This is a genomic window from Ornithinimicrobium flavum (assembly GCF_004526345.1).
Classification (GTDB): Bacteria; Actinomycetota; Actinomycetes; order Actinomycetales; family Dermatophilaceae; genus Ornithinicoccus; species Ornithinicoccus flavus.
Genome location: NZ_CP038213.1, coordinates 1,874,361 through 1,893,386 on the forward strand (window position 1 = coordinate 1,874,361; position 19,026 = coordinate 1,893,386).

12 protein-coding genes and 2 pseudogenes are annotated in these 19,026 nt (G+C 67.7%); 5 read left to right on the top strand and 9 right to left on the bottom strand.

Annotated elements, in window-relative coordinates:
* Positions 1–478: 478 nt before the first annotated feature.
* Positions 479–679, bottom strand: a complete 201-nt coding sequence (locus E3Z34_RS08770; protein ID WP_134773286.1) for a hypothetical protein — start codon at positions 677–679, stop codon at positions 479–481.
* Between the two features lie 1,475 nt (positions 680–2,154).
* Between E3Z34_RS08770 and E3Z34_RS08775 the strand changes: the two genes are divergently transcribed.
* The 5 genes and pseudogenes from E3Z34_RS08775 (at position 2,155) to E3Z34_RS08795 (ending at position 6,191) form a co-directional block, all read left to right on the top strand.
* Positions 2,155–2,562 carry a hypothetical protein gene (locus tag E3Z34_RS08775; RefSeq protein WP_134773287.1) on the top strand — a complete coding sequence of 136 codons (408 nt, stop codon included), beginning with the start codon at positions 2,155–2,157 and terminating at the stop codon, positions 2,560–2,562.
* Positions 2,563–2,912: 350 nt separating this feature from the next.
* Positions 2,913–3,170, top strand: coding sequence for a type II toxin-antitoxin system Phd/YefM family antitoxin (locus E3Z34_RS08780; protein ID WP_134773288.1), 258 nt, complete (start codon positions 2,913–2,915; stop codon positions 3,168–3,170).
* Positions 3,171–3,174: 4 nt separating this feature from the next.
* Positions 3,175–3,431, top strand: a pseudogene (locus tag E3Z34_RS08785) (Txe/YoeB family addiction module toxin).
* Between the two features lie 913 nt (positions 3,432–4,344).
* Entirely contained in the window at positions 4,345–4,602 is a 258-nt protein-coding gene (locus E3Z34_RS08790) for a hypothetical protein (protein ID WP_134773289.1), read from the top strand.
* 350 nt (positions 4,603–4,952) lie between these two features.
* Positions 4,953–6,191, top strand: coding sequence for an IS256 family transposase (locus tag E3Z34_RS08795; RefSeq protein ID WP_134774828.1), 1,239 nt, complete (start codon positions 4,953–4,955; stop codon positions 6,189–6,191).
* A 1,695-nt stretch (positions 6,192–7,886) separates the two neighbouring features.
* Here the strand turns inward: E3Z34_RS08795 and mobF are convergent.
* From mobF to E3Z34_RS08835, 8 genes and pseudogenes are all read right to left on the bottom strand, one after another.
* The gene (gene mobF / locus E3Z34_RS08800; protein ID WP_158288649.1) at positions 7,887–11,702 is read right to left on the bottom strand and encodes a MobF family relaxase; all 3,816 of its coding nucleotides are present in this window, start codon (positions 11,700–11,702) and stop codon (positions 7,887–7,889) included.
* 291 nt (positions 11,703–11,993) lie between these two features.
* Entirely contained in the window at positions 11,994–13,217 is a 1,224-nt protein-coding gene (locus tag E3Z34_RS08805) for a tyrosine-type recombinase/integrase (RefSeq protein ID WP_134773291.1), read from the bottom strand.
* A 119-nt stretch (positions 13,218–13,336) separates the two neighbouring features.
* On the bottom strand, positions 13,337–15,061 hold the full coding sequence (locus tag E3Z34_RS08810; protein ID WP_158288650.1) for a recombinase family protein: 1,725 nt from the start codon (positions 15,059–15,061) through the stop codon (positions 13,337–13,339).
* A 179-nt stretch (positions 15,062–15,240) separates the two neighbouring features.
* Positions 15,241–15,468: a hypothetical protein gene (locus E3Z34_RS08815; RefSeq protein ID WP_134773292.1), complete on the bottom strand. Its 228-nt coding sequence runs from the start codon at positions 15,466–15,468 to the stop codon at positions 15,241–15,243.
* A 4-nt stretch (positions 15,469–15,472) separates the two neighbouring features.
* Positions 15,473–16,012, bottom strand: coding sequence for a hypothetical protein (locus E3Z34_RS08820; RefSeq protein WP_134774830.1), 540 nt, complete (start codon positions 16,010–16,012; stop codon positions 15,473–15,475).
* A 37-nt stretch (positions 16,013–16,049) separates the two neighbouring features.
* Positions 16,050–16,490 (bottom strand): single-stranded DNA-binding protein, encoded by a 441-nt coding sequence (locus tag E3Z34_RS08825; protein WP_134773293.1) that lies wholly within the window; start codon positions 16,488–16,490, stop codon positions 16,050–16,052.
* Positions 16,491–16,570: 80 nt separating this feature from the next.
* Positions 16,571–18,347, bottom strand: a pseudogene (locus tag E3Z34_RS08830) (type IV secretory system conjugative DNA transfer family protein).
* Positions 18,344–18,892, bottom strand: a complete 549-nt coding sequence (locus tag E3Z34_RS08835; RefSeq protein ID WP_134773294.1) for a hypothetical protein — start codon at positions 18,890–18,892, stop codon at positions 18,344–18,346. The pseudogene E3Z34_RS08830 and the gene E3Z34_RS08835 overlap by 4 nt, the downstream one beginning before the upstream one ends.
* Positions 18,893–19,026: the final 134 nt, after the last annotated feature.

A 19,026-nucleotide genomic window follows, 5' to 3' on the forward strand; every position in this document is an offset into this window, starting at 1 on the left:
ACCAGCCAATCCTCGGGCGTTGCGTCCCTTGCGAAGTCGGACTCGAGTGGGTACCGGGCCCTACACATCTCATCGACCCTGAGGAAACCTCATCTTGGGTTTCGGTGAACGGCCCATACTCCAGACTCCCGTCCGGCGCCACCCCCGATGACGGGAAGCCCTCGTCCTCCAAGCAGGACGCAATTGCCGCGGGAAGGTCTTCCTGCGACACGGGTCGGACCACCACTCCCACCCCGGCGGGATTCTCAGTCCCAGAGGCCTCCGACGCCCCCACTCCGCCGTTGGCGGAACATCCGGCCAAGAGCAGAGCCGACAGTATCCACAACTCTCCCCTCATCACGCTGGGCGTGGTAGTAGCCATCTGCTGTCCTCCGTCCGCATAGACACTTCAAATGGTCATTCGCTGACATCGCGCCCCCGCCCTTGCACTACGCGGGTTGCTTTCCCGTGACGTTGCCTGGTCGCCCGGTGCGAGGTCTCAGGGGTAGAGCACCTCATCCGGCGGTCCGGCACAGACGCCGTACAGCGCTTCGTCCATGGTCGCGATGCGTCCAGCCTTGACGTCTGCCCCGGCCTGCTCGGCAACCCGCTCGGTCGGTAGCCATTGCGGGTTGGCGAGAAACGCCTCACGCGTGGGTATCTCGCCGACGTCCCACCCCTGCTGCTCGAAGCACGGCACCGTGTGCTGGACCCACCAGTCGTACAGGACCGAGACGCTCGGTGGTCAACGGCTGGGTGTACTTCTCCTCGACGGGGTACTGCTGCAAGCAGACGTAGTAGGCCAGGTTGAATGACTCCTGCTGGCCCGCAGGAATCTCGATGCCCTCGTCCGGTCCTGACTCGCTCCAACCGGCGTCCTGCAGGCACCCCGTGTACACCTCCTGCGACTCGCGAGGGGTGATATGCCGCACCGGGGCAACTTCGGGTGGTTCGGTAAGCCCAAGATCCGAAGCCAGGCGCGCCTTGTCAGCTCCACCATGCTGAGTGCTGGAAGCACTCGTCGAGTCGGCCAGGGGCTCTGCCGTCACCGGTTGGGTGGGCTGAGAGCAAGCCCCCAGGAACAGGCTCGAGGCCACGACAAGCATGGGCCGCCCCAGTACGGACATGAACGCCACCCTACTCACCCCGGCGAGACGGCGCTGACACGCTCGTCGCACCATGGTCCCACCTAGATCGGAGGGTATGGTTGCCGCCCGGGGGAGGGGGCCGTGATTCACGAGAGTAGGGACGGCAACCAGAGGGCGCCTCATGAACGAGGTCTGGCGGCGTCGGGCGGCGGCGGTGAGGTGCTCGCTCACTGTGGTGGCTCGTGGGACTCGATGGCTTCCATGGCGGTGATTAAGCGCCCAGGTTCTCTGCGCTTTCGCAACCCACCAACTACCTCTCCCGCGCCCTCCTCGAGGCCGGCGGATTTCGACCCTGATTACACCTGGATTGTGCAGAGGCCCCTTGACCCGGCGAGCAGTCGTCGGATACGGTCACGAAACGGTCCTTCAATATCTCGGGCTCAATGAGGAGAACACCATGAAGAGGTATCGCCAGACGAGGAACGCCATCGTCGCGGCCGCCGCTGCCGTGGCCCTCGGCATCTCGATCCCTCTGCCAGCTCTAGCAGACATTAAGACGGGTCCCACCGTGTACTGCCCCTCGGCACGACGGTTGGCGCCTACAGCAGCACATCGACTTCGGAAACCGCCCCTTCGTATCAGACCCATAGTATACCAGCACGAGAGGTGAGGTGCGTACGTACAGCACCTTTACCGCGCCCTCCATCCACTCTTCGTCGTCCCCCTTCCGCAATGCTTCCACGCGGTGGTCATCGGATCGAACTATGTCAACTGGAGCAACCGCTGCGACTGATTCTGTGATGTTCCGCCCTTGTCCACGCGGTGGCTACGTCCTTGACGGTAGCAGTGGCGCTGGGGGCCTGTTCTGGGGCTGGGGTTAGCGCGGTCGACAGCCGTCGGAGTCTCCCGTCGCCATCGAGTCGGAATCTGCGGGGGTGTCGGCTACTGCGGCCACTGCGGACCTCCCAGAAGGGGTTCCGTCCAGCTACCACACGGACATGGCCGCGATCGCCGAGTCGATGGGCCTGGAGATCCGCCAGAGGTCACCCCCGAGCGGGCGGTCACCCCGGCGGATGTTGACGCCACCATGGTGGAGTGCCTTGCTGAGTTCGGATTCCAGGCTGAGTTGACCCCCTCGGGTGGTTACAACTTCGGTTACCACGTCTCGCAGGAGGATGCCGCCGTGCGTGCCGAGTACACCTGTATGGGCCGATATCCCATGGCGGCGCAGTACCGCGAACCGCTGACGGAGCAGCAGTTGAGGGTCTACTACGATTGGCACGTGGACGAGATCTTCCCCTGCATGGTGGACCTGGGGCACCCGGTCCCGGAGCCGCCGAGTTGGGAGGTCTACCGCAGCGAACGGGCTGGCGGCGGAAATCCGTTCTTTTTCGAGAATGCCCTGGATCAGACGACGCTCGTCAAGGATTTACAGGACATCATGACCAACTGCACTTACGTTCCGCCAGACGAGCTTCTCTATCCCCAAGAGTGACCCTTTCCGACGTCACCGTTCGCCGGCGAGCAGCGTGTCGCCGCCGAAGAGGACGGCCGCCCGGCTCGGGCTGGACCCGCCCAGAAGGGCCCGCGCGCGGCGCGGCCCGTGGCCAGCGCGAGGCCACCGCAGCCCTGAGGCCAGTTCCGGCGTGTGGCACCAGGGGGGCAGTTGCCTGCCTTGCACTCGACACCAACAAGCCAATTCGGGAGCGTAGGGACCATCACCTGGCTCTCGCCGCTGGAGCGCCGAGGTGCTCACGCGGAGGGCGTTGTCAGTGACGGCGTGGATCATGGCCTCTTGCCAGACCGCACGGGGGAGCGTACAGTTCTCTGTACAGGAGGTCATGCATGAAGACTATGAGCTACACCGAGTCGCGAGCTCGTTACGCAGAAGTGCTGGACGGGGTCACCAACGACCGTGAAGAGGTCGTCATCACGCGCGCGGGCCACGAGCCGGTCGTCATCGTCTCCCTGGCGGACTACGAGTCGCTGCGCGAGACGGCCTATCTGATGCGCTCACCCACCAACGCGCGTCGGCTGCTGGACGCCATGGAGCGGCTGGAGGCTGGCCGGGGGCAGTTGCGCGAGCTGGTCGAGACGGACTGACCGAGTGCTGCTGGTCTGGGACGAGAACGCCTGGGAGGACTACCTTTGGTGGCAGGCGCAGGACCGCAAGGTGCTCAAACGCATCAACCTGCTTCTGAAGGACGTCCAGCGCAACGGCAACGAGGGGATCGGCAAGCCTGAGGCGCTCAAGCACGACTTTGCCGGCTACTGGTCGCGCCGCATCACCGACGAGCACCGACTCGTGTACAAGATCGCCGGGCCGAGATCCGAGTCGCCGCTTGCCGCTACCACTACGGATAGGCACCGATCGGGCAAGAGCGGATGCCTCGGCGGGCGGAGCGAAACCTGGAGCGACACACACGACGGGCCAGGCGCACCCCCCACCCCGAGCCGGGGCCAGGGTTGACCCGCGCGTTCCCATCCCATAGTGTCGCGCTCTGACGCTGCCATCGTGGGCAACCGTCACCTGGACTAGGGAGGCATCATGCAGGGACAGGGCGGAAGATCGTAGGATCACTTCTGGGGGGATTACTTGTCGTAGGTTTAGCTATTCCAGCATTCGCTGCGCAGAAGGATGGGTACCTCTATCGGATCGACTGCATACAGCCGTCAGACCCCTGGGTGCAGGCCCGGACCTCGGGGACTACCCAGGTGAAAGGCCCGGGACAGAACTTCTATAGAGAGTTTGTCAACGGCACGCAGTATCAGACGCGATATGTGTACGGAACGTACAATGGCGGTTACTGGCATGTGACGACGCCGGCGAATCTCGACTCCAGCAACACGCGTGGCATCTGCCGCAATCCGTGATCGCCAGTGAAACTGAGAACGGCGATATTGGGTGCTGCCGCTCTCCCACTGCTTCTGGGAGCTTGTCTTGCTGGTCCAGAAGGTTCGGGGGAAGCTGGCGCGAACGCCCCTGTCCGCTCCACTGAGGTGAGCAGTGCAGACACTGCTTCCGCACCGGCGCCCGCTACGTCACCCGCGCACGGAGCCGCGCCGAGCGCTCCGGCCGCCCGGCCACGTAATCTGGAGGATCTACAGCGGGCCTGGCTTCAGACCAAGGGCGAATGCCTGCGGGAGGCAGGATTTAGGGCGCAGATGGCTGGGGACGGGCTCGACATTTGGGACCCGCCTCCGGAGCAGCGGGCTGCTTTCGAGAGGCCATCCAGGCGTGCGAAGCCGAGGCGGGCCAGTCCCGGGTGGCGATCCGATGACGCGGGAGGAGCTCGGCACCCTTTATGATCTTCAGCTCCAGGCGAGGGAATGCTTGTTGGCGGGGGGATACCCGGTGACCGATCCAAGCAGTCGTGAGATCTTTATTAGTTTGTACCTCGCGATGTACGAAGGTGGCACCGATATCCAACCTCCGTGGTTCGCCCACGAGGCGACCGATGCCTCGGGAGACCTCTCCGCGCGGGAAGCCTGCCCTGAACCGACCATGGCCGACGTGTACAGGGCGAACGCCTGACCTCCGCTGCCCACCAGGATCAGTTGGACTGGGCGTCTCGAGGCTACCCGTCCTGGCGTCGCCCGCGAATAACCCGGTGCAAGAATTGCGTTCGGAAAGCCCGGTCCGCGGGTCGCGGGCTTACGCAGACCAGGACTGGAGACTCTGCGTATCCGAGTTGGTCGTATCCCCCTGATGAGGGCCCCTCCCGGACGGGCAGATCTTGGAGCCAGTGGAGTCCACCAGAGTGGTGTACGACGACCACGGTGGTGAGTGTGTCCTGCTGATGTAGGCGCGGTCACCGCGTGATCCTTCGAGTGAACCTTCCACAGCACTCTCGAACGGAGCATCACGATGACCGCTCTCCCAGTATCGATCCTGAGGTCTTCCTGCACGAGCAGCTCGCGCAGGCGAGCCCGGACCTGATGCGGCACCTGCTGCAGTCCTTCATCAACACGCTGCTCTCGGGGCAGGCCGACGCGGTCTGCGGCGCCGACTACGGCACCCGCAGCACCGAGCGGACCAACCGGCGTAACGGGTACCGGCACCGCGACCTGGACACGCGTGTGGGCACCCTGGACGTGGCGATCCCCAAGCTGCGCGAGGGATCCTTCTTCCCCGAGTGGCTGCTCGAGCGTCGTAAGCGGGCCGAGGCCGCGCTGACCACGGTGGTCGCGACCTGCTACCTGCTCGGGGTCTCCACCCGGCGGATGGACAAGCTGGTCACCGCGCTGGGCATCACCGGCCTGTCCAAGTCGCAGGTGTCGGTGATGGCGGCCGAGCTCGACGAGCACGTGGAGTCCTTCCGCACCCGGCCCCTGGACGCCGGCCCGTACACGTTCGTGGCCGTCGACGCGCTCGTGCTCAAGGTGCGTGAGGGCGGGCGCGTGGTCAAGGTGTCCGCGCTGGTGGCCACCGGCGTCAACGCCGAGGGCTACCGGGAGATCCTGGGCATCCAGGTCGCCACCGGGGAGACCACGGCCTCCTGGCTGGGCTTCTTGCGCGACCTCGTCGCCCGCGGCCTCACCGCGGCCGGGCCGGTCGGACTGGTCACCTCCGACGCCCACGCCGGCCTGGTCGAGGCCATCGGCGCGACCCTGCCCGGGACCGCGTGGCAGCGGTGCCGCACCCACTACGCAGCCAACCTCATGGCCGCCACGCCCAAGTCGTCCTGGCCGTGGGTCAAGGCGCTGCTGCACAGCGTGTACGACCAGCCCGACGCGCCAGCTGTGCAGGCCCAGTTCGACCGGGTGTTGGACACCCTGGCCGGCAAGCTGCCCGCGGTCGCTGAGCATCTCGAGGATGCCCGTGCCGACATTCTGGCGTTCACCGCCTTCCCCAAGGAGGTGTGGCGCCAGATCTGGTCGAACAACCCCCAGGAGCGCCTCAACCGCGAGATCCGGCGGCGGACCGACGTCGTGGGCATCTTCCCGCACCGTGAGGCAATCATCCGCCTCGTCGGCGCCGTCCTGGCCGAGCAGCACGACGCCTGGGCCGAGCAGCGCCGTTACATCGGCATCGATGTCCTTACCCGCTGCCGACACTCCCTGGCACCCACCACCACCGGACAGGAGGAAACCGCTGCTACCATCCCCGCACTGACGGCCTGATCAACCCCACCCAGGGATCACGGTCGTACACCACTCCACCGGACTTGACCAATCTCCCGGAAGATCACGTGCATAACAAGCAGTAGCGGATGATTCATGTGTCCTTCAGCTGGAGCGTGGCGTGCCCCTAGGATCAGGTCATGTTGAGGAGTAGGTCAGTAGTTGGTTGATCAGTGTGACCAACCCAGCACGCGAACAACAGCAACCGATTAGCGGCTGGTCTGCTGAGGTTGCGTGACGGCGCCCAGAGGGCAACCCCACCGGCAGTGAGCCGATGTTGGGGCTACCGGGGCCTGGTCAACTGGGCCGCGAGGGTACCCGCCGCGAGGCCAAGGCTGGCACCCCGTGGCATGGAGCTGGACCCTCGATACTCGACAAAAGCCTTGAACGGGGGAGTACGTCTACTCATCACCGCTGAAGAGAAGGTCGTCCCCGGGGGACGCGGGACACCGCTGGAAGACGTCGTTGGTCGGCGTCCCGTCCACATCGAAGTACGGCATCCAGTGCCGATCGCTCGTGCTGGCGTCATGAAGCCACACCGCCCGAGAAGGTGGTTCGATGAGATACCCCTCCGCCTGTAGGCAGGGAGTGAGATCGTCTACGTAGTAGTCATACAGTCGTCCAAGTTGATCGTCGTCCAGTGGCCGAAGGTATTGCGCGAGCGGCGGGTAGGAAGCCCAGCACACATACCACGACTCGTTCAGCGCGGGCATCTGATGATCAGGGACAGAAGCCATGACCCCGCCGTCCGGGTCAACCTCGACGGGCCAGCCTCGGTCCTCCATGCACGTCGCTACCAAGTCTGACTGCTCCGCTGGGGCGACCCTGCGGATCACCGCGACGACAGGCGGCTCGCTCAGCCCGTGGAGCTCGGCTAGGCCGCTGCGGTACTGCTCAAGAAATCCTGCATCGGACTCAGGTGCACCCCTAGTAGCTGGATGCTGGGTGTGAGCCCCACGGTCCTGGTCACGAACTGGTGACCGGTCGGCCTCCCAGCGGGCATCCGCCCGTTCGGTGCTCAGGCCTGAGCAGCCAGACAGGAGCAACGTGAAGGCGCAGAGAGCGGCAGCGCCAGTGGAAAGTTTAGAGGCAGCCAGCATAGACAGAGTAGACGTCAATGCTCGCGTATGCCTGCCCTCCAGAGATCCACACACGATCGACATCTTGGAATGCGTTGTTGCGGTATGTCGAACTGTACGGAAATGTCTTTGACGTCGTAATCATGTGACCCCAGTGTTCTTTCTTGGCCGACCCCTTGTCGTATCCAGCGGTATAGACATTGCTGTTCGGGCACGATCTTTGTCCAAAGCCCCATGTATCGGCGTGCACCGTGACCGCACCTCCGACGGCGAGTGCTCCAACCAGCGTCAGTGTCAGCACGCTCCGCGCACAAGACCGCCTCATCTTCGTCGTCTCCTCAGGTGTGGGATTTTCCCCATCATGGGGGGGTGGTCCCGGTGTTGTCAAGGATGCCGTGCCCTTGCGCAAGGCTTGAGGGAATGATGCACTTGCCAATGCCGAGCCATCATCCGGATAGCGAGGAGGGTCATTCCGACATCCTCAAACGGCGAAGTCGCGATGTACGCACCTCCGCGCGCCCCGATCACCCACATATCCCTGATGGGTGCGCGCTCATCGGCGGTACAGCGATGTATCGACCACGCACTTCCGCCTCTCTCGTGTGACTGACGTTGGTCACAGCGAAGGACCAGACGGGGGCCTGGTAGCGCCGTCATGGTGTCGTTGACGCTCGGCTCGTCGCTGACTGGCTTGGAGCCCGTCGCGCGCGGCGTTTGCGGTGGGCGTGGAGGCGACCGGTGACGGCACCGCCAGCCGGTGGATGAGCCGAGTCTGGTGCCTGGCTGCCTGGGGTTCCTTGATGGGCGGACCTGTCGGGCTCGGCTCGGTGGGTGGGATGTCGTGGGCGGCGCGCCAGACGGCGAGGTCGCCGATGAGCTGGCCGTCGACGTCCGGGGGCAGGGTTCGCTGCCAGGGCACCCGGTCGGACGCACCCGCCCGCTGGGCTTCGTCGGCGACGCGCTGCTTGAGGTGGTCGATCCGCTGGGTGAGCCGGTCGAGGTAGGCGCTCGTGCCTGGCTGGTGTCGTAGGGCGGGTGGGATGTCGGGCAGCCACGGCAGTGGCGCATCCCGGTGCGCGGGTGGGGTGGCGCCTGCGATGCGCCAGGTGAGGGCGGCGGCGGGGTCGTCGGCCTTGGTGAGGGACTGCGTGCCGCGGTACCAGGTGGCCTGCTCGATCACGGGGCGGGGCGGGGTCCCGTCGACCCAGTGCAGCGCGAGCTGGCCCCGCAGGTGCGGGTAGGCCGGTTGCCCCGTGAGACCGGGCATCCACTTCTCTAGCGCGTCGTCCAACGCCGCCATCCGTTCGTGTCCGAGGTGGTGCTGGGCCAAGACGGGTAGGGCGTCCTGATAGGCCAGCACCGCCTGGCGCAGCAGGAGGGTGGCGTCACCGTGCTCGACGGTCTTGGCCGACTGTGTGCGGCCGTCGCGGGCGAGGATGTCGGTGAGCACCTGTCGCGGCTCCATGTTCGTGACCGGGACCTCGGGGCCGACACTGTCCAGCGAGGGGGTGGGCGTGGCCAGGTAGAGGTGGTTGGCCTGCCGGCCGCGCGAAAGGGCGACGTACAGGCCCTGACGGCTCTCGGTTCCGGTGAGGACGGTGTGGGTGGTGTCGACGGTGGCGCCCTGGGCGCCGTGGATGGTGCTGGCGTACCCCAGCTGGACGTGCTCGGACACGTACCCGGCCGGCAGGGTGACGTGAGGCCGCGTGCACTGACTGCCGCCGCGGTAACGTTCGACCGTCATGGTGCCGTCGGGATGGAAGGCGAGGAGACGCCATCGGTCACCGTTCTTGACCCAGGACCCGTTGCCGGTCCGCAGCGTGCGGTCGTTGCGGCGGGTGATCACGGTGTCGCCGGCACTGGCGCGGGTGCCGTCAGCCAGGGCCACCTCACGTCCGGGCGGCTGTCCCGTGTTGTCGAGGCGGTCCTGGCGGGCGCGCTGGTTGAGGTCACGGACGGTCTCCCGGGTGGCTGCCAGCAGCAGGCTGGACAACCCAGCGCGCTGGTCGGCCTTCCAGGCGGCGAACGCCGCCTCCATCACGTCCCCGGTGTCTCCGGTGTGGACGCGGTCGTAGTCGAGGTAGTGGTCCAGGGCGGCGGGGTCACCGTCGCGGACGCCGAGGGTGGCCGCGCCCTCGACGGGATCGGTGAACCGGTGCAGCTCGGTCAGCGTGGCGGTGGTGCCGTGCGCGTGGCCCTGCTCGGCCAGGTCGCGGAAGATCCCGCCGGCGGCCACGGCCGACAGCTGCTGGTCGTCCCCGACGAGGCGGACGCTGCCGCCGGCGTCGACGACGTGCCGGACCACGGCCGCCAGGTCGCGGGTGCCCGCCATGCCCGCCTCGTCGATCAGCACCAAGGTTCGGGGGCCGACTGCTCCGCCGACGGTGGTCGGTGGCCGAGCGTCGGTTGACGCCCCTGCCCGGGAGTTGGTGGTCTGGTGGAGGTGCTTGGCGAGGGTGTCGGCGGGGATGCCGGTGGCGCGGCCGAGCTCGTCGGCTGCGACCGCGGTGGGCGCCAGCCCGAGGACGGTCCCGCCGGAGGCCTCCCAGGCCCGGGCGAGCACGCGCAGCGCGGCGGTCTTGCCGGCGCCGGCCGGGGCCAGGGCGACCTGAACCCGGCACCCGCTCGTGGCCAGGGTGCGGACCATCGCCGTCTGCGAACGGTCCAGGCTCGGACCGTCCGCAGACTGGGCGGCCAGGACGGTCTCGACCACGTTCGGGTCGGCCTGGCGGCCGTCGCGGCGCAGCCCCAGGGTGAGTAGCTCGTCCTCGGCGGCCAGGATCGCGCGGGAGGTGTAGGCCTGGCTGCCGTGCACGATGTGGGCGGACTGTCCGTCCGGGCGGCGCAGAACCTCCGGCTCGCCCAGCTTCGGCGGCACACCGACCGGTACTGAGAAGCCCTGCAGCACCCACTTCTCGACCTCATGGGCGTGCTCCTCGAGCCTGTCCAGGGGCACCTGGGCGGTGCGGAGCTGGCGCAGCGTCTCTGCGCGCACGTGCCACACCTGCCACGTCGCCCGCGACCCCTCCAGCACCGACAGGACTCGGGCGGCGAGCACTTGGGGGCGCACGCCCCCACCCCGCCCCGGGCAGAGGCGCCCCTGCTGCGTCTCCACCCGCTGACCTGCGGCAATGGGCTCGTCTCCACCACGCTCCCGGGTGCGTCTCCACCCCGCCCCCACCGCGCTCTCGACGACCTCCTCCGGGCTTCGTCCTGCGGTGGCAAGTGCGGCGTTCGCCTGCTGCCGCCAGGTGACGCGCTGCTCGGCCTCGGAGCGGGGTTCGTGCTTGCCGGGCCGGGTCTCCAGGTTCGCCTGCTGCGCCAGGGCCAATGACTCGACGGTCGTGGGGGTCCGGCCGTGGTCGGCCCGGAAGGTGGCGGCGAGCTCGCGCTGCCGGACCTGGATCGCCTGCCGCCTCGACGACCAGGCACTGAGCAGGGCCGGGTCGATGCCGTCGATCTCCCGCACCGTCCGCTTGCCCTCCGGTGAGGGGCGGTCGACGAAGGAGACCCCGAGCCGGTCGACGAGGCCGGCCTCCAGGTGCGTGTTGTAATGCTCGGAGGCCATCACCTTCGCCTTGAACAGCATCCGCCCGTCCAGGGTCAACCACCGCCCGCCCTCCTCCGGCAGGGACTGGACCTTGTTTGAGACGACCACGTGGGTGTGCAGGTCCGGATCCCCGGTGCGGGAGTCGCGATGGTCGAAAGCCGCCGCCACCAGCCCGGTGACAGGAACCTGGCGGATGCCGCCCTTACCGACCCGGGTGAACGCCACCTCGCGCTCAAGCATCGCCAGCGTCGCGCGGACCGCATCCTGGTGCGCGGCCTCCACCTGTGCCGCGACGTCGGCCGGGGCGAGGGCCCACAGCGCCGAGACCGACTTCACCGGCGAGAACGTCAGGTCGAACCCCGCCACCGGCACCTGCGCCGGCCGCGACGCCTTGACGATAAACTTCGTGAGCTCGGCCTCGTCGACGGGGGCACGGCCGTGCCGCTGCTCGAACGCCTCCCGGGCGACCTGGGTGCGGATCCGCGCCCGCTCCTGCGCCGGGATGGGGGCGTTCCACGCCAGCCCGCGGGAGGTGTTGTGCTCGCTGAACGCGCGGGCCGTCACCTGCCGCAGAGACGTGGCGCCGAAGGTCGGGAACGCTCGCCCCAACGCGCCCCAGCCACGCTCGGCCGCCTCGCGCTCGCCGGAGCGTGGGTGGCGGCCCTCCCCGAACAACAGCTTCATCTGCTCCTCGGTGACCACGTCCCCGACGTTCAAGTCGAGGCTGCCCAGGCCGGTGCCCAGCCACCGCCCGGGCGCCTCGCCCTTCTCCTCGTAGTAGGACGCCAGCCCGGCCTGCCGCTTCTCCGTGGAATCGTGCACGGCGACCTGACGTGTCAGGTAGGTGTACCCGGACCCGGCCGAGAGCTTGTGCATCGTCATCATTTCCACCCCTAAAGCGGACGAGCGCACGCCTGGGTCTCACCCGCGAGCCGAGTGCAGTAGGTGTGTTCTTCGTCTTCGGCTCGACGCTCAGGTCGGCTGCGGGCTCATGTCGTGACGTCGCGGCTGGGGCGGCGCGAGGGGAAGGCGCGCGTCTGGCGGTCGCGGAGGGAGGCGATCAGGTCGGCTGGGCTGACGGTGATGGTTGACGCGCAGTCCATGTCGGTGCGCGGGGGTCCGTGTGATGAGAGTCGGAGCAGATCGATCAGCTGCTGGTTCCCGTTCGGACGGCTATTCGGCCTTGACGTGACGCAGTGGCGTCACGGTGCCGGCGGCTCGTAGCCGGTCGATCTGAGCCTGCAGCCTATCGGCGATGGCGCGGTCGCGTTCGGCGGTCGCCGCCTGGTAGCGCAGCGCCATCGTCGGCGTGGTGTGCCCGAGTCGGTGCTGCATCTCCCGCACGGTTGCCCCCGACTGCGCCCCCAATGTGGCGGCAGTCCTACGTAGGTCGTGCCAGTGAAGTTCCGGCTTGCCGACGACCTCCCGGGCGGCATAGAAGCCGTAGGCACGCTTCCTGTAGTCCTTCCCGCCGCGGTGCTCGACGCGTTCCTCGCGCCCGTACAGCGCCGAGGGGGCGAGCAACTCACCGTCCCGGCCCGGGAAGACGAGCGCTTCACGGCCCCGGACGGGATGCGCCGCCAGGTGATCCCGCAGCGCGTCCACCACCAGTGCCGGCATGGCCACCTCACGCTTGCCGGCAGGGGTCTTCGGGGCGTTCGTGGTCTTGGCCCCTCCGGCACGGACGGCGGTCCTCGCGACGGACACCACGCCTGACTCCAGGTCGACGTCTCGTCGGCGCAGGGCAACGGCCTCGCCGAAGCGCAGCCCGCACAGTCCGCACAGCAGCGTCAGGGCACGATGCTGGGGTGGCATGGCGTCAGCCAGGGCCAGCAGCTCCGCCAGGGTGAGCACCTCGGGCTCTCGTGCGACCGTGGTGCGCCCTCCGGCCTTGATGCGGCAGGGGTTGCGCATGATCAGCTCGTCCTGCTCCGCCTGCGCCATCACGGCGCCTAGGACCTGGTAAGCGTGGGCGCGCGCGGTCGGGGTCCGCTCGCCGTAGGACTGGAACCACGAACGGATCAGGCTCGCCGAGATCTCCGTCAGGGGGGTGCCACCGAAGGCGGGCACGAGATGGCGCTCTATGGCCGTCCGGTAGCTGGCGCGTGTCGTGGCCCTCAGGTCGTGGCGGCCGGCCAGCCATCCCCGGGCGTAGGGGGCGAAGACGCTGCGTCGACGCTCCAGCTCGGCCAGCTCGGCGGCGCGCAGTCTTGACGCAGGCGGCGTCCAGGTGCCCGCGCTGATGAGTCGTCGTTCGTCGGTGAGCCAGGCCTCGGCGTCCATCCGGGTGTCGAAGGTGCTCGGGGCGTTGTGGAGCACGGTGTCCGGCCCGGTGTAACGAGCCCGGTACCGCTTGCTCGGCAGTCGGGTGATCTGACCGAACGACCGCTTGCCCATGTGCCCCTCCGGCCCTGTCGTGTCGGATACGTGTCGGATGAGAGGCTACCAGTGCCCACTTCTGCCCTCCCGTGTCGTCCACTTCTCTGAGGTATAAATGCAGGTCAAACGGGCTTTACTCAGGTGGGGACGTGAAAGACACGCAGAGCGCGACACGCCGCGGATTCTTTTTCGAGTCCCTTCACGTCCACCCTACGCACAAGGCTCGAACCCTTGCCAACGGAAACGTTGGTCGAGGTTCGGGCCTTGTTCACGTCTGCGGCCCAGGTCAGAGCGTTGGCGTTGACCTGCGGATCGAGGAGCATCTCGAAGGGCCGGTTGTGCTCGACGCGCAGCTCGTCGTCCTCGTCGATGAAGACCTTGGTGAAGAACGCCTGGTTGCACAGGCGCCGGTTGGTGTCGTCGCACCTGCGGTAGATGTCGGCGCAGTCGGCGAGCAAGCCGAGCGCGTCGTCGAGGTGGGAGCGGGCGTCTGCGTAGTCACCGAAATGGGCGTCGATGCGACGGGTCACCTGGTCTAGCTCGGCGACGATGCGGTCCTGCTCGCGCTTGAGCACGGAGAGCGGGATCGCGTCTGCGTAGTGCGCCTGCATGAGGCGGTCCTGCTCGCCTTCGAGCCGGTCGCGGTTGGTGGTGAGGCGTTCCAGTTCCTCGGTTTCGGCGGCCATGAGCCGGTCGAACTCGTGGTGGAGCATCCCCGCGAGCGCGTCCTGCTGGGCGGGCGTGATCTGGACGCGGGTGTAGTAATCCTCGACGAGCTTTTCGACGTCCTCTATGAGCATCGCCTGGCGCGTGCAGTCGGTGCGCTTGGAGTGCCGACCGGAGCACACGAAGTAGCAGTACACGTTCCCGTGACGGTTCTTCGCGTTGGACACGATGAGCCGGGAGCCGCACTGGCCGCAGTGGATGGTGCCTTTGAGGTAGTGGCCGTGGACTTGGGTTGCCTCGACGGCGCACTGGTGCGCGGTGAGCACGGACTGGACCTGATACCAGACCTCGGCAGGCACGAGCGCTGGGTGGTTGCCCTTGTAGCGGGTGCCTCGATAGATGACATCGCCCTTGTAGTACGGGTTTGTCAGGAGCCGATGGATGGTGGACACAGCCAGCGGTTTCGCCGGCCGCTTCGGCGTGGGCAGGCTGCGCAGCCCGCGCGAGGTGAGCTCGTCGTGCAGCTGGCTGACACTCCAGTTGCCCGACGCGTACGCCTTGAACGCCCACTCGATCATCGGTGCCCGCTCCGGATCGAGTTCGATGGTGCGGACTTCGCGCCCGAGCTCATCGCGCTTGCGGACGTTCAGGTACCCGATGGGCGCGCGCCCGTTCGTGCCGCCGCCAATGGCCTTCTGGGTCATACCCTTGGCGACCTCGGTGGCGAGGTTGCGGGAGTAGAACTCGGCGATGGTGGACATGATGCCGTGCAGCAGCATCCCCGAGGGTGTCTCGTCGATGTTCTCCGACGCGGACACGAGCATGACCCCGCACTGTTGGAGCGCGAGGTGGATGCTCACGTCGTCGGCGCGGTTCCTGGCGAGCCGGTCGACCTTGTGAACGATGCAGTACGCGACCTTGTTGGCCTTGACGTACTGGATCATCCGCATCAGCTCGGGCCGGTCGGACGACTTGGCCGAGGCTCCCGCGTCGACGAACTCCTCGACGATGCCGGCGCCGAGCTGCTCGGCCTTGCGCCGGGTCGCTTCGCGTTGGGCCGGGATCGAGAAGCCCTCGTCCGTGCCGCCCTTCTCTGCCTGCTCGCGGGTCGAGACCCGCAGGTAGGACACGGCGGCGGCCATTGTCTTGGGCGGGTCGATGAGGCTGGCAGCCGGATCGTCGGCAATGGTGGTCATCGGGGGCTCCCTCTCACGCGGTTCGACCCTCGCGCTCCCACTGTTGGTGGGAGGGGTGTTGATCGTGAGAGCAGCCGGTGATGACTGTGGGGCGAGACCCGATGGTCTCGGTGCGTGTTGCCCGCCGGGCGGCGAGGTTTAGGCCACAACACCCCATCGCGAGGCTTGCACGGTTCATTCTACCGGGCGGCTTCAGAGGCGGCCAGGCCATCCGGTGCCGCCCGGTAGGTGTCGGGCACCCGCACGGCCGCGCGGACCGCGCGGCTCTCGCCGGTCTCCTGCAACGTCAGCCGGATGAGAACCTCGGCGAGCTTGTGCAGGTCGGCGCGTTCGCGGTGGACGGCCCGGACGGAGAACGACCGCTCCTCGTACGGGCGACGGTCGGTCTTCTTGGCATAGCGGCTCATCGGTCTACGGACCCTCGTCGTCGGCCAGGTTGGCGTAGAACTCGTCTTCGGCCTCTTGGCGCTTGCGGACTTGCGTGATGACGAACTCGATGAACTCGGTGTCCCGGTCGGTGAAGGTGAAGTCGTGGATCGTGGGTGCCGGGTCCTCACCGGGCCAAGCCGCTTGCCGGGTCGGGCGGTCACGGTCGCCACGAGTGCCGCAGGCGGTGACCCAATAGCGAAGCCGTTCTCGGGCGTCGGCGAAGTCGCGGTGCCAGCCGAGTGGCGCAGAGCCGTTCTGCTCGGGGTCGTAGGCCGCGAGCCAGTGCAGGTGCAGCGCCGACAGCTCCCAGACCATCTCCGGGTGGTGGTGCCAGAACGGCGGCACCACCGCGACGGTGAGGCCGTAGGTGCGTCGCAGCCAGTCAACCCACCGGTTCAGCGCGAGCCATTCCTGCTCCAGCTCGTGCGCTGTCAGCAGGTTCCAGTTCACGGGGTGAGGCGGCTCGGGCATGTCTGCGTTCGTGACGCGGGGCGGTCCGTCGAAGACGTCCGGCTCATCCATCTCATGCTGATCGTTCATGGTGCTGTGGCTCCCGAACTCACATGCTGACCGGGGCGTGCGCCGCGGTCGCTGCTCGCTGCGTCGGGTCGTACGCCGCTGCGTCCCGGCCGACTCCATTGCGCGGCGTGCGGTCCACCTCGTAGCGGGTTCGCGCGGCGTCATGGCCGATCTTCTTAGCGACGAACTCCTCGCCCTCGATCGCCTGACCGTTGCGCTCGTAGCTGACCGGCCGCGTGTAGCCCTCGGCGACGAAGTTGTCGCCCTGCGCGAAGTTCGCGTGCGCATGCTCAGCGGAACGCCCGAACATCACCAGGTGGTGGTAGGTCGTCTCGGTCTGCGTGAACGATCCGTCGTCCTCGCGGCGGAAGTGCTCCTTGCCGATACGGGCGAAGAACCTGGCGTCTCCCTTGGCCGTCTCGGTGAGCAACGGCTCCGAGGCGATGAAGCCTGACAGCGATTCCTGCGTGTGAATGGCCATGATGGCCTCCTCCTGACTCGGGCGACCAACTGCGTGTGGGTCGCTCTGTCAGGCAGGTGCACCCCGATTCCCAAGCGCCGTCAGGCTGAGGGGCGGTGGCGCAGCAGCGCTTCGAGTTCGTCGCGGTCGCTGCGGAGTTGCGCGGCGTCGGAGCGGGTCGGCCAAGCGCGCAGGTCGGTGACGATGGGCGGCGCAGAGCGCAGCATCATGATGCCCGTACCGAATGGCAGGGTGCGGATACGGTCTGGCGGCAGGATCGGGACGCGGCGGATCGAGCGCTGATTCGAGCGGGTGCCGTGGTCGCCGAGGGTCACGCTGTCGGTGTACTCGTCACGCTCGCCTATGAGAGTGGAGAGGTCTTGGAGGTCTCGGCTGTTGGATGCGCCGCCGAGGATGATCTTGACGATGCTGGCGTCCCAGATCGCGCCGGCCTGGTGTTCGCTCCACCTGTCGCGGGCTTGGGCGAGGGACTGCAAGACCGGCATCGTTGTGATCCCGGTGCCGCCGCCTTCGGCCATGAGGGTCGGCAGTGACGGCAGCGGGGCGAGATTGCCGATCTCGTCGAGCGCGAGGAGCAGTGGCGGGTCGAGCCGTGCTCCGGGTGAGCGGGCGGCGAGTCGGCGGGCCATTTCGATGAGGTCTTCGACGAACGCTGCGACCAGCGATGCGGAGGCTCCTGCTCCGGCACCGGTGGCGAGGAGGTAGAGGGTGCCTTGCTCGGTGAGGAAGGTCTCGGGGTCGAAATGTTCGTGCGGGCCTGGCGTGACGGCATCGAGCACGCGCGGGTCGGCCAGTGCGGCGAGGGCGAGGGAGACGCCTTGCCAGATGCTGTCGCGGGTCTTGGGGTCGGCGTCGATCATCGCGGCCAGGGAGTCGTCCCAGCCCATCGCCGCGTTCGGGTGCGAGTTGAGGATCGCGACGGCCTCCGACGCCGCGCTGGGATCAAGAGTCCACCGGAACAGCTCAACGGGCGAGCGGCCGTCGAGCGGCGGCGTGCAGCAGGCTCTGGAGTGCGGTGCGGGTCTTGCCCTCCCAGAACCCGCCGGACTCGACTCCTCCGGCGGACAGCCCGGTCGCGGCGGCGAGGCCGTTGGCGCGGATCATCGCGGTCAGCGGATCGTCGCAGCCGCGAATGGGTGACCATCGGAGCCCGGCGGGGATGCCTTCGGCGAGGTGTTGGGGGTCGAACACGGCGACCGGTCCGCCCTTGCGGCGTCGTGCGCGGAGGGTCGCGGTGAGGTTGTCGGGTCTCGTGCTGGTGGTGACGACCGCGCCGGGTGCGTCGAGGATCGTGTTGATGACGACGTGCAGGCCCTTGCCTGAGCGGGGTGGGCCGATCAGCAGGATCGAGTCTTCGACCGATGCCCAGACCTTCGTGCCACGGCTGGCACCGAGGAGGTAGCCGACGTCCTGTGGTGCTGGTGTCTGCAAGGAGGGTCGCAGGGTGGCGGCGCGGTGAAGTAACGCTTTCGCGGATGCTGCGGTCTTGACCTCGTGGCTTGTCGCGATCCCGGCGAGTCGGTGCGGGTCGGTCTCGGTCTTCCGCGTGTGGCGGCGTAGCACGATCCACACCCAGACGATCCCGGTGGCGAGTCCGCCGAGCAGTGCCGCGCTGACGAGCCAGTAGGCGACCGGGTTGAGACCGTCGGCACCGAGCGCGGTTGCCGGGTCGCCGGGGTTGAACAGCACGGCGAGTCCCGCCGCTGCGCCGGCGTCTGGCTGGGGTGTGCCGGTGAGGAACGCGGCGACACTGCCACCGGCGCGGAGAACGAGGGCGATCCCGAACATGCCGATCAGCCCAATGAGGGCGGCATTGGTGAGTTCGTCGCCCATGCCTCCGGCTTGCCGCTGGTTCATGTCAGCCGCCGCACCGCGAGCGTGCCCGAGATGCGCCCGAACAGGATCACCTCGTGTGTGCCGTCGGGTAGGTCGTCGAGGTCGATGAGCGTCCGCGCTTCGCCGGTTCCGGTGGCGTCGGTGTGGGAGGCGATCGTCGCGACGGCGACATCCTCGCCAGGCACGAACCCGTGAGCCGTGATCTCAGCCAAGCGCGGCACCCGTCGGGCGTGACGACTCCGGCGAGTCTCCGGCACAGGGTTCTGGGACGGTGCCACGGCGCGTCGTGGCTTGCGGGTGCGGAGGATGTCGGTGAAGACGCTGCCATCGTTCTCGCGCACCTCGACCCGGACCGCGATGGTGCGGTCCTTGGTGATGGCGTCCATGAGCGGCCCGAACGTCGCCCGCGTCCAAGCGCTCCCGTCCGGCGACGCGAACGGTGTTCCATCGACTGTCGCGGTGAGGGTGCCGTCTTCTGCGACGGTGACGAGGACGTGCGGCAACTCGACAGGAGCCGTCGTTTCGTCGTCGCCCGGGCCGGATCGGCGCGGGCCGGTGAGGTTCATCGGCTGGCCGTTCCGACAGTGGTCGGGGTGCCGAGGGTGTGGCGTAGGTGCAGGCTCATACCGGGCAGGTGCGCACGCTACCGCCGCCGAGGTCCGCGCGACCGGTGGGGACCCGCGTCGCCTCACCGACTTGT

Excerpts from the sequence above, each read along its gene's own strand:
- E3Z34_RS08780 (WP_134773288.1), top strand. The coding sequence starts at position 2,913 with ATGAAGACTATGAGCTACACCGAGTCGCGAGCTCGTTACGCAGAAGTG.
- E3Z34_RS08810 (WP_158288650.1), bottom strand. The coding sequence starts at position 15,061 with ATGACCACCATTGCCGACGATCCGGCTGCCAGCCTCATCGACCCGCCC.
- E3Z34_RS08790 (WP_134773289.1), top strand. The coding sequence starts at position 4,345 with ATGACGCGGGAGGAGCTCGGCACCCTTTATGATCTTCAGCTCCAGGCG.
- E3Z34_RS08805 (WP_134773291.1), bottom strand. The coding sequence starts at position 13,217 with ATGGGCAAGCGGTCGTTCGGTCAGATCACCCGACTGCCGAGCAAGCGG.
- mobF (WP_158288649.1), bottom strand. The coding sequence starts at position 11,702 with ATGACGATGCACAAGCTCTCGGCCGGGTCCGGGTACACCTACCTGACA.
- E3Z34_RS08775 (WP_134773287.1), top strand. The coding sequence starts at position 2,155 with ATGGTGGAGTGCCTTGCTGAGTTCGGATTCCAGGCTGAGTTGACCCCC.
- E3Z34_RS08820 (WP_134774830.1), bottom strand. The coding sequence starts at position 16,012 with ATGGATGAGCCGGACGTCTTCGACGGACCGCCCCGCGTCACGAACGCA.
- E3Z34_RS08825 (WP_134773293.1), bottom strand. The coding sequence starts at position 16,490 with ATGGCCATTCACACGCAGGAATCGCTGTCAGGCTTCATCGCCTCGGAG.
- E3Z34_RS08835 (WP_134773294.1), bottom strand. The coding sequence starts at position 18,892 with ATGAACCTCACCGGCCCGCGCCGATCCGGCCCGGGCGACGACGAAACG.
- E3Z34_RS08815 (WP_134773292.1), bottom strand. The coding sequence starts at position 15,468 with ATGAGCCGCTATGCCAAGAAGACCGACCGTCGCCCGTACGAGGAGCGG.